Annotated in this window: 8 protein-coding genes; 1 reads left to right on the top strand and 7 read right to left on the bottom strand. The window is 68.0% G+C overall.

Features of this window, described 5'->3' with window-relative positions:
- Nucleotides 1–73: 73 nt before the first annotated feature.
- From E1263_RS40550 to E1263_RS43915, 7 genes are all read right to left on the bottom strand, one after another.
- Nucleotides 74–2341, bottom strand: a complete 2268-nt coding sequence (locus tag E1263_RS40550; protein WP_132177484.1) for a glycoside hydrolase family 95 protein — start codon at nucleotides 2339–2341, stop codon at nucleotides 74–76.
- A gap of 17 nt (nucleotides 2342–2358) precedes the next feature.
- The gene (locus E1263_RS40545; RefSeq protein WP_132177482.1) at nucleotides 2359–3069 is read right to left on the bottom strand and encodes an endonuclease/exonuclease/phosphatase family protein; all 711 of its coding nucleotides are present in this window, start codon (nucleotides 3067–3069) and stop codon (nucleotides 2359–2361) included.
- On the bottom strand, nucleotides 3066–4205 hold the full coding sequence (locus tag E1263_RS40540) for an ROK family glucokinase (RefSeq protein ID WP_132177480.1): 1140 nt from the start codon (nucleotides 4203–4205) through the stop codon (nucleotides 3066–3068). The genes E1263_RS40545 and E1263_RS40540 overlap by 4 nt, the downstream gene beginning before the upstream one ends.
- A 79-nt stretch (nucleotides 4206–4284) precedes the next feature.
- A complete protein-coding gene (locus E1263_RS40535) occupies nucleotides 4285–5256 on the bottom strand; it encodes an ROK family glucokinase (RefSeq protein ID WP_132177478.1) in 972 nt (323 codons plus the stop codon).
- Nucleotides 5247–5642: a hypothetical protein gene (locus E1263_RS40530; protein ID WP_132177476.1), complete on the bottom strand. Its 396-nt coding sequence runs from the start codon at nucleotides 5640–5642 to the stop codon at nucleotides 5247–5249. The genes E1263_RS40535 and E1263_RS40530 overlap by 10 nt, the downstream gene beginning before the upstream one ends.
- Nucleotides 5639–6928 (bottom strand): ArsA family ATPase, encoded by a 1290-nt coding sequence (locus E1263_RS40525; protein ID WP_202869291.1) that lies wholly within the window; start codon nucleotides 6926–6928, stop codon nucleotides 5639–5641. Before E1263_RS40525 ends, E1263_RS40530 begins: the two co-directional genes overlap by 4 nt.
- 6 nt (nucleotides 6929–6934) lie before the next feature.
- Nucleotides 6935–7840, bottom strand: a complete 906-nt coding sequence (locus E1263_RS43915; RefSeq protein ID WP_132177474.1) for an SRPBCC family protein — start codon at nucleotides 7838–7840, stop codon at nucleotides 6935–6937.
- Between the two features lie 105 nt (nucleotides 7841–7945).
- Between E1263_RS43915 and E1263_RS40515 the strand changes: the two genes are divergently transcribed.
- Complete coding sequence (locus tag E1263_RS40515; RefSeq protein ID WP_132177472.1) at nucleotides 7946–9733, top strand: AMP-dependent synthetase/ligase; 1788 nt, start codon at nucleotides 7946–7948, stop codon at nucleotides 9731–9733.
- Nucleotides 9734–10437: the final 704 nt, after the last annotated feature.

The following is a 10437-nucleotide window of genomic DNA, read 5'->3' as shown; positions in this document are numbered from 1 at the left end:
CCCATCGGATGGTGGGTGGGCCCACCGCATGCGGCTGGCCCACCCACAACGGGATGGGTGGGCCCACCAAATGTCAGAGGGTGAGGTGGTGGGGGACGCCGGCGGTGAGGGTGACGGTGGTGCGGGTGTTGGCGTGGCGGACTACGACGGATTGGTCGTGGTCGGGGGTGAGGGTGGCTGTGCGACCGGCGGGGGTCCAGGCGAGGTCTACTGTCACGCCGCCGCGGGCTCGGAGGCCGGTGATGGTGCCGGTCGGCCAGGCTTCGGGGAGGGCGGGGTAGAGGTCTAGCTCGCCGGTGTGGCTTTGGAGGAGCATTTCGGCGATGCCGGCGGTGGCGCCGAAGTTGCCGTCGATCTGGAAGGGCGGGTGGGCGCAGAGGAGGTTCGGGTAGACGCCGGCGCCGCTGCCTACGTAGTCGGTTTCGGTGCCGCCGGCGAGGGTGAGGAGTGCGCGCACCAGGCGGTGGGCGGCGGCGCCGTCGCGGAGGCGGGCGCGCAGGTTGATCTTCCAGGCGAGGGACCAGCCGGTGGCGTCGTCGCCGCGCAGGTCCATCGTGCGGGTGGCTGCGGCCGCGAGCTCCGGCGTGCCGTCCGGGGTGATCAGGTCAGCCGGATGCAGGCCGATCAGGTGCGACATGTGCCGGTGGTGCGGTTCCTGCTCGGGGAGGTCCGCGGCCCACTCCTGCAACTGTCCCTGGCTGCCGATCGACGGCTCCGGGATGCGCTTCCGCGCGGCCGCGAACTGATCCACCAGTACGTCGCTCAATCCGAGCACCGACGCGGTTTGCACGCACCGGTCGAACAAGTCGGCGATCAACGCAAGGTCCATCGTCGCCGAGACGGTGACGGACGCCGGCTCTCCATCCGCCGCGACGAATTCGTTCTCGGGCGACGTTGAAGGCGACGTACCGAGGCTTCCGTCGGGTAGCTCGGTCAGCCAGTCCAGGCAGAACTCTGCGGCTCCGCGCAACACCGGCCAAGCGCGCTCCAGGAATTCGACGTCGCCGGTGAACGCGTAGTGGTCCCACAGGTGCCGGACCAGCCAGGTGCCGGCCATCGGCCAGTTGGACCACTTCGGGTTCCCGTCGACCGGGAACGTCCAGCACCACGCGTCGGCGTTGTGGTGCGCGACCCAGCCGGCCGCGCCATACCGCTCCGATGCCGTACGCCGCCCTGCCGTGGCGAGGTGGCCGAGGTACGTGAGCAGTGGTTCGTGGCACTCGGAAAGGTTGGTGGTCTCAGCCGGCCAGTAGTTCATTTCGGTGTTGATGTTGACCGTGTAGTTCGAGCTCCACGGCGGCTGCAGGATGTCGTTCCAGATGCCCTGCAAGTTGGTCGGCAACCCGCCTGGTCGCGAGCTCGCGATCATCAGGTAGCGGCCGTAGTTGTAGATCAGCGCGGCCAGCGCCGGATCATCGCTGTGCGCCAACCGCTCATCGGTCGGCAGGACCCCCGCATCCGTCGCCGGAAGTGAGAGCGTCGACCGGCGGTAGAGCGAGCGGTAGTCGGCAACATGCTCGGCCAGCAACTCGTCGTACCCGCGATTGAGCGCGGCCTGCACCCGCGCATCCGCCTCAGCGAAGCATTCCTCGCCAGTGCGCGTCGGCGTGGTCGCGGGATCGACGTACCCGGTCGCCGTCGACAGCACGAAGATGATTTCGCCCGAGCCATTCGTGGAGCTGCGGAGCGCGACGGCCGCCGCCATCCCCCGATCGGGACCGTCGGAGTAGCGCACCGCCTCAACGCCTTCGCGGTGCGGCGGCGCCACATCGGCCGGAGCCTGAATCAGCAGACCGTTCTCGACCTCGACGGACTGCAGCTGGGAGATCAGCCGCGGCGTGACCCCGGTGGGCTCCGAGGTCGTCACGCGGACCACAAAGACACCCGCCGGATGGCTGACGAACGCCTCCTGGCGAACCGTCAGACCTCCGATCTCATACGAGACCGTGGCGACAGCCGAGTCCAGGTCAAGCTCCCGCCGGTACGACGTCGCCTCGCCCTCGACGGTGTAGTCGAGCAGCAGGTCGCCCAGCGGCAGATACGCCTGCGAATGCCCGGCCTGGAACCCGGTCGCCAGCTCCTCGGCCCGTCGTACGTCACCCGCCGCGATCGCATCGCGAACCGCCTGCACAGCTGAGGATCCGACCGCCCCACGCGCCACGGACAACATCCGCTGGGTCTCCGGGCTGCCGGACCACAGGGTCTCGTCGTTCAGCGCGAGCCGCTCGGTGCCGGGGCGGCCGAAGCACATCACCCCGATCCGGCCGTTGCCCAGCGGCAACGCCTCCACCCACTCCCCCGCCGGACGGTCGTAGTGCAAGCTGCTCACCGGATTCGCCATGCGAAAGATCCTATGTCTCAGAGGTGCAGCTCGATCAAGAGGGGAAGGTGATCCGATGCTTTCGGCAGGTCCGCGGACAGCTCGGCCGGAATCGGCAGCAGCCGCCCGCTGATGCCTGGCGACAACAGCGCGCCGTCGATCCGCCGATGCGGATTCGACGAACTGAACGTCGGCCCGGCATCCGCTCCGAGGTCGATCAGCCCTTCGTCGGCAAGCCGCTTCCACACCGGACCCTCGGGCGTCTCGTTGAGATCGCCGACCAGCAAGTACGGCGTACCGAAGGAGCGGCAGCCGCGCAGAACCTGCTCCAGCTCATGCTGCCGGCCCAGAATGTGCAGACCCAGATGACACACCACCAGCGCCAGCTGCGCCGACCCCAGCATCACCCGGCCGCCGACCGCGCCGCCCGGAAGCTGCGTAGCGATCAGCCGCAACCGACGGCGGACGAACGGCCGCCAGATCCGCCAGTGCAGCGACTCCGCCACCTCGATGCCATCGGCAACCAAAATCGCGTTCCGCGCCTGCCCTGCCAAGTAGCGCAGGCCGAATGTCGCCGCCATCTCCCGCCGCTTCCGCCGAGTCCCCCACCAGGTGGGCGCCTCCTGCACAAGCATCACATCAGGCGCGCAAGCCTTGACCACCCGCGCCAACGCCTCACGGTCATCGCCCCACCGATGCACGTTGTACGAAAGCACGCGCAATCGATGAGGCACGGGCGGTTTGGTCATGCCTCCGAGTCGTTCAGTTCGACAGGCTTGCGGTCGGCTTCGGGTGCTGCAGCTCGAAGACCGGTACGGCGGGCTGCCGACTTACGAGCGGCTCTTTCGACTCGCGTGGAACGGCCTCGGCCTGCCGCGGACTTGGCCGTCACGGCAGTCGTCTTGACCCGGACCCGGCGCAACCAGGTGGCTTCCTCGCGAGCGAGGTCAGCCGCACCGACCATGCCGGCCTCGGGACCAAGGACGGCGCGCACGATCCGCGCCTCCGGCCGGAAACCGCGGCCGGTCAAGGTCCGCTTGAACGCCTCGCGAGCCGGAGCGAGCAGCAGCTCACCAGCATCCGACACACCGCCACCGATCACGAAGGTGCCGGGGTCCAGCGCCGCAGCCAGGTTGGCGAGGCCGATCCCCAGCCAGCGACCAACGTCCTCAAGCAGTTCGATCGCGACCGGGTCGCCGTCCTTGGCCAGCTCGGTGACCATCGGCCCGTTGATCTTGCTCGGGTCACCACCGGCAGCCCGGAGCAGGTTGTGCGCGACCGGCGAACCAGACAGCGCCAGCTCACGCGCCTCGCGGGTCAACGCGTTGCCGGAGGCGTACTGCTCCCAGCAACCACGGTTGCCGCACTCGCAGCGATGCCCGCCCGGCACGACCTGCATGTGCCCGAACTCGCCCGCGATACCGAACTTCCCGCGCTGCAACGCACCGTCGTTCAGGATCGCGCCACCGATGCCGGTGCCGAGCGTGACGCACACCAAGTGGCTCTCGCCCTGCCCGCCACCGAACCGCCACTCCGACCACGCAGCCGCGTTGGCGTCGTTCTCGACCACGACCGGCAGCCCAAGACGCCGTTCAACCGCGTCCCGCAGCGGCTCATGCCGCCAGGCCAGATGCGGTGCGAACAACACCGAGGACCTCGTCCCGTCGACGAAACCTGCCGCGCCGATGCCGACCGCGATCACGTCGTGCCGCGACTCGAGGTCGTGAACGATCTCGGCGATCGCATCCTCGGTCTCCCGCGGATCCTTCGTCGGCGTATCCCGGCGCAACCGATCCAGAATGTTGCCCTCCGGGTCGACCACTCCGGCGGCCACCTTCGTGCCACCGATGTCGATCCCGATCGTCAAAGCCTGCGTCAGAGCCACACGAGCCTCCTCGTCGTGTCCCCCTCGGTAAACCCAGTATCCCGCAGCAAACGAGCCTCCCAGGTGAAGCGGGTCACACTCATCGGGATGGCGCCGGGACCGGCGCGGGTTTGCGCGCCAGGTCGGCAGCGCCGATCAGGCCGGCGTCGTTACCCAGCTCGGCGATGCCGAACGTCGGGTGCGGGCGGTTGGCCTTGGCGGGGAGGTGCTTCTCGAAGGCGACCTGGGCCGACTTCATCAGGAGCTCCTTGGCCGCGCTGACGCCGCCACCGATGACGATCGTGGTCGGGTCGAACAGCGTCGCGATACTCGCCAGACCTTCGCCCAGCCAGCGGCCGAGATCCTCCAGCAGCTCCGTCGCACACGGGTCACCCGCGGCCGCAGCTTCGGTGATCATCGGGCCGGTCAGCTCAGTCGGGTCAGTGATCCCGCACACGCTCAGCATCTGCGCGGCCGCCAGCGATCCGGACTCTGCCTGCGCACGTCCTTCGCGCACCAGCGCACGGCCGGACGCGTACTGCTCCCAGCAACCACGCGCTCCACAACCACACCGATGACCACCCGGTACGACGCGCATGTGGCCGAGCTCGGCGGCGACACCATGGGCACCCCGGAGCAACTCACCGTCGATGACCACGCCACCGCCGATCCCCGTTCCGACTGTGATGCAGACCATGTGCTCAGCGTGCCGCGCAGCACCGAAGGCGAATTCGCCCCAGGCGGCGGCGTTCGCGTCGTTCTCGACGACGACTGGGATGTTCAGCTGCGCTGCCACCCGCGCACCGAGCGGCTCGTCGCGCCAGGCCAGGTTGGGGGCGAACAGCACCGTCGACCGGTCGGACGAGACGAAGCCGGCCGCGCCGATACCGACCGCTTCGACCTCGTGGTCGGCGATCAGCTCAGCGGCCGCCTCGACGATCGCCGCCGCGGTCGCGTCGACCGAGTCGGCCGGGGTGTCGCGCTGCGTCCGCGCGCCGATCGTGCCGTCCGTGTCGACGACGCCGGCGGCGATCTTCGTCCCGCCGACATCGATGCCGATGGTCAATCCCATGGTTCGGGGTCCTCACTCACGTCGATCCGGTCCACCTTGGATGGGGTGGCCGACTCCTCTTCAGACTTCGAGGAACGCGACGCTGCGTCCTCCTGCTTCTGCCGGGCGACCTCAGCGGCCGACTCCAGCAGTGTGCGCACCGAGCCGAGCACGTGGGCGGCGGCTGTGGAGAGCTGCTCGATCGTCTCCGGGCTGGTGTTGCGCACCTTGTTGATCAGCTGGCAGACCGGACACCAGACACAGTCGGGCCCAGCCTTGTGTTCATGCTCCTGCTCGGGTGCAGGCTCAGCAGGCGCAGGCCCAGCATGCGTGTCCGCAGCAGACTGCAGCACGGCGAACAACCGAGCCGCTTCCTCTGCCAGCGAACCCACCGGTTCCTTACTCACCGGCCCTCCCCGATCGCAGCCTCACGCGGCTCCTGCTGTGCGTTGTACTCAGCGGTCAGTCCCTGGGCCAGCTCGGAAGCGGTCTCCACCGGCAGCGGCCGCGCCACCTCACGCGGCGAGAACCGCACCTGCAGCCGTCCGTCGTCCAACCGCGCTCCGGCAACCACGCCGCGCGCCAGCGCCGCCGGCAGCGGCAGCACTCGCCGATACGACCCGACTGTGATGATCAGCTCATCGCCATGCCGCGCCAACTCCAGCTCGGAAGCAGAGGCCAGCGGCAACGGCATCGTCAACGTGTACGTACGGCCGTCGGTGTCGATGTGCCGATCCACCCACAGCGAAGTCTCTTCGGTAGCCCGCGCAAACGGGTCGTCCCCGCCGTACATCTCGACTGCGAACGCGGCCAGCTCCTCCACCCCGACCGGCTCACAAACCCGGTACGGCGACTCCCAGATCGGCAGCGGCCTGAACGAGTCGGCCACCTCTTCCAGGATCCCGCGTTGGGCCGCAACCCACTGTCGTCGCCACGTGTCGGCGCCGGCCGCCGGGAACACGCGGTTGGCGATCACACCGTCCACGCGATAGCCGTACAAGGACAAGCGCGTCAGCGAACGGCGAGCCTCCGCCACGACCACGGCCTCCGGCGTCAGCACCAGCCGCACCGAAGCGTCCGGGCCGGCCAGCAGGGCCTTGATGTCCGCCAGATCGCTCTGCAACCGGCGCAACGCGTCGAAGACGGTGTCGTCCGGCATCGGGATACTCGACGAGCGGCTCAGGAACGGCCGGAACGTGCGCATTACCTTGCGCTCGGCGTTGAAGATCCGCTCCATGTACCAGTTGAGCGCATCGGGCAGTGCGAGCAGCCGCAGCGTCTCCGCAGTCGGCGCACAGTCGACGACGATCACGTCCCAGCGCCCGGACCGGACGTGGTCGCGCACCTCGAGCAGCGCGAGCACCTCCTCGGCGCCCGGCAGCACGGTCAGCTCCTCGGCCTCGATCGGATCCACGCCGACCATGTGCAGCACGGACCGCAGGTAGGCCTGGATGTCACCCCAGGACCGCTCGAACCGGCGCTGTGCGTCGATCTGCTGAACGAACAGCAGGTCGTCGATCTCGGTCGGCTCCTGGCCGACCTCGGAGTCGAAGGCGTCCGACAACGAGTGGGAGGCGTCCGTGGACAGCACGAGCGTCCGCAGCCCGCGCAACGCAGCAAGCGTCGCGGTGCCCGCGGCCGACGTCGTCTTGCCGACGCCACCTTTACCTGTGTACAGCAGTACCCGAGTCACGTCGGATCAGGACTCGACGCGCTTCTTGAGCCCCTTCAGGGCTGTGTCGATGATGACCTTCTCGGCCTTGCGCTTCAGCATGCCGATCATCGGGATGGCGATGTCGACAGCCAGCCGATACGTCACTTCCGTACCTTCCGCGCCGAGCTCGCGCAGGACGTACGCGCCGTCCATGCCCTTGACCATCTTGGCCTCGACGAGCGTCCAGGTCACCTCGTTGCGGGACCAGACGTAGTCCAGCGTGTACTCGTCGGAGATCGCCCCGGCGTCGACCTTGAACCGGACCTGCTTGGGCCGGCCCGCCTCGTCGGTGGACAGCACCTGGGTCTCCCGCATCGAGTCGGCCCACTCCGGGTACGCCGCGAAGTCCGCGATCACCGCCATGATCTCTTTGGGGGTCGCGTTCACCACGATGGTCGAGGTGGTCTGTTCCGCCATCGATTCACCTCTTTGCTGGGACTGGCCTAACGACGACTGCACCGCCGGTAACTGCGCTGCCTGAAGTTGCTCAGAGCGAGAGACTATCGCGGCTTGGTCCCCGGTACGTCGCTCGCCTGCGGCGCGGCCCGTTTCGGCTTCGTCCTTGAACGCCCACAACCGCTCCCGGTACTGCCTCACATACCGTTCTCGCAGGCGGTTAAGCGCCCGCCCTCGGACCGGCCGGGCCGGATCGACCCGCAGATACCAGTGCACGACCACGCCGTCGCGAACCCGCTCCAGCCACCACTCCGCCGTACCGATTGCCGCGCCGGTGACCGCCCACCGGACCCCTTGCGCTCCACGCCGGTCCGTCGGGGTCAGAGTCAGCTCCGGCCACCACTCGCGCCACAGCGTGTCCGCACCGAGCTGCTCGGCAACGTAGGCTGGATCAGCAACGACCATGTCGTCGCAACTGACGTCGAGTGTGGGCATGGCTAGAACCTAGTTCCCTGGGTCACATTCACCTGGCTACTTCCGGGTAAGTGACTGTAGCGTGCGCCGGAAGTCGACAATTCGTGACCGACTGAGGAGACGCGGATGCGTGAGTACACCGTTCCTGCTGTGACCGAGCCGCCGACCGGCAGCCTGAGCGATGCGGTCTGGGCCAACGCGGCCTCGCACCCGCAGACGCCAGTGTTCGCCCGTCGTGCCGGTGACGTTTGGCAGGACGTCACGGCGGCCGAATTCGCCGCCGAGGTGACCGCGGTCGCCAAGGGTCTGATCGCCGCCGGGGTGAAGCACGGCGAGCGGGTCGCGCTACTCAGTCCGACGCGCTACGAGTGGACCCTGGTCGACTACGCGATCTGGAGCATCGGCGCGGTCACCGTGCCGATCTACGAGACCTCGTCGGCCTCGCAGATCCAATGGATCCTGACCGACTCCGAGGCCGTCGCCGCCGTCGTCGAGAACGCCACCCACGGCGCCGTCGTCGAGTCGGCCCGCGCCGAGGCCGCGGCCCTGCAGGAGGTCTGGCAGATCGAGGCCGGCGCCGTCGACCAGCTCATCGAGCTCGGCCGCGAAGTCACCGACGCCGAGTACGACAAACGCCGTACGGCGGTCACCTCGGATGACCTGGCCACCTTGATCTACACCTCCGGCACGACCGGCCGGCCGAAGGGTTGCCGGCTCAGCCACGGCAACTTCCTCGCCGAGCTCGAACCGGCCGTCAAGATCCTCGACGAGCTGTTCGACACCAACGGCGCCAGCACGCTCCTGTTCCTGCCGCTGGCGCACATCTTCGCCCGGATCATCCAGGTCGGCTGCGTGCTCAAGCGGGTCAAGGTCGGGCACAGCCCGGACGTGAAGAACCTGGTCCCCGACCTCGGGTCCTTCAACCCCACCTTCATCCTGAGCGTGCCGCGGGTCTTCGAGAAGGTCTACAACTCGGCCAGCCAGAAGGCGCACGCCGACGGCAAGGGCAAGATCTTCGATGCCGCCGCGGCCACCGCGATCGCCTTCTCCCAGGCGCAGGACAAGGGCGGCGCGTCGTTCGGCCTCAAGGCCAAGCACGCCCTGTTCGACCGCCTCGTCTACAGCAAGCTGCGCGCAGTCCTCGGCGGCAAGGTCCAGTACGCCGTCTCCGGCGGCGCACCCCTCGGTGACAAGCTCGGCCACTTCTTCCGCGGCATCGGCGCCCCGGTCCTCGAGGGCTACGGCCTGACCGAGACCACCGCTGCTGTCGCAGTGAACCTGCCCGGCGACATCCGCATCGGCACTGTCGGACGACCGCTTCCTGGTGTGACGGTCGCCGTGGCAGAAGACGGTGAGCTGCTCTTCAAGGGCGGCCAGGTCATGCAGGGCTACTGGAAGAACGACGAGGCCACCGCGGCCGCGATCGACAGCGAAGGCTGGTTCCACACCGGCGACCTGGGCGAGTTCGACGTCGACGGCTTCATCAAGATCACCGGCCGCAAGAAGGAGATCCTCGTCACGGCCGGCGGCAAGAACGTCGCCCCCACCGTCCTCGAGGACCAGATCCGCCTGCACCCCCTGGTCAGCCAGTGCATGGTCGTCGGCGACGGCAAGCCCTTCATCGCCGCCCTGATCACCATCGACCCCGAAAACATCGTCAGCTGGGCCAAGGACCGCGGCAAGCCCACCGACGTCGCCTCCCTGGTTGACGACGCCGACCTGATCGCCGAGATCCAGAAGGCCGTCAACGAGGCGAACGACTCGGTCTCCAAGGCCGAAGCGATCCGCAAGTTCCAGATCCTGCCGATCGACTGGACCCAGGAGTCCGGCGAGCTCTCGCTCAAGCTCTCCCTCCGCCGCCACATCGTCATGGCCAACCACGGCGACGACGTAGAGGCCCTCTACACGAAGTAATTCCGTTCGCCGGCCGCTTTGTGGACGTTTACTGCCGGTATTTGCCAGCAGGAGTCCACAAAGCGCCCGGTTGCTCGCCGCTACGGATGCGGCCGACTCCCGTACGGCGGGGTGGTTGGTCGCCGCTCCGGACAAGCCGGGCACGTTGTCTGTGGCTGGTCGCCGCGGCGGCCTCGTTACATAAAGAGCTTGGCTGGGCCCGGCGCGGGGTTGAGGTACTGGCGAGGTCGGCGATCGCGCTCGCGCTGCTTGAGGTGCCCGCTATGGCTGAGGTGGAAAAGCTGCGCCGAGTGGAAACTTCTGTGCGCCATTTGAACAAAACGTTCCACCCAGCTCTCCGGGTGGGCTGGTCGGTGGGGCTGGGGAGTTTTACCTGTCGTTTCGGGTCAGTTTTGCTCCCCAGCCCGGCCGGATACCTGACGAATCGGGCGCTGGGGAGTTTGACCGGCGTATCCGCCCGCTGTTTCGCGCTACGCGGGGATTTTTCGGGTCCATACGCCGAAAAACTCACGCGTAGTGAAGACCAGCGCGGCCAGCCGGGCCACCAACCGGGGGCTTGAACAGGAAGTGGTGGGCCGGGACAGACATCCCAGGAGCTAAGGGTGTCAAGCTGCGAGTGGTTCGGTGTGGTGTTGCCAGGCGGTTTCTTCGTTGTAGGGGGTGCTGGTTTTGAGGCAGCCGTGGAGGATGCCGACGAGGCGGTT

It is taken from the genome of Kribbella antibiotica (assembly GCF_004349055.1).
Lineage (GTDB): Bacteria > Actinomycetota > Actinomycetes > Propionibacteriales > Kribbellaceae > Kribbella > Kribbella antibiotica.
Note: the sequence above shows the minus strand (reverse complement) of the source record. Positions and strands in the feature narration are given on the sequence as shown.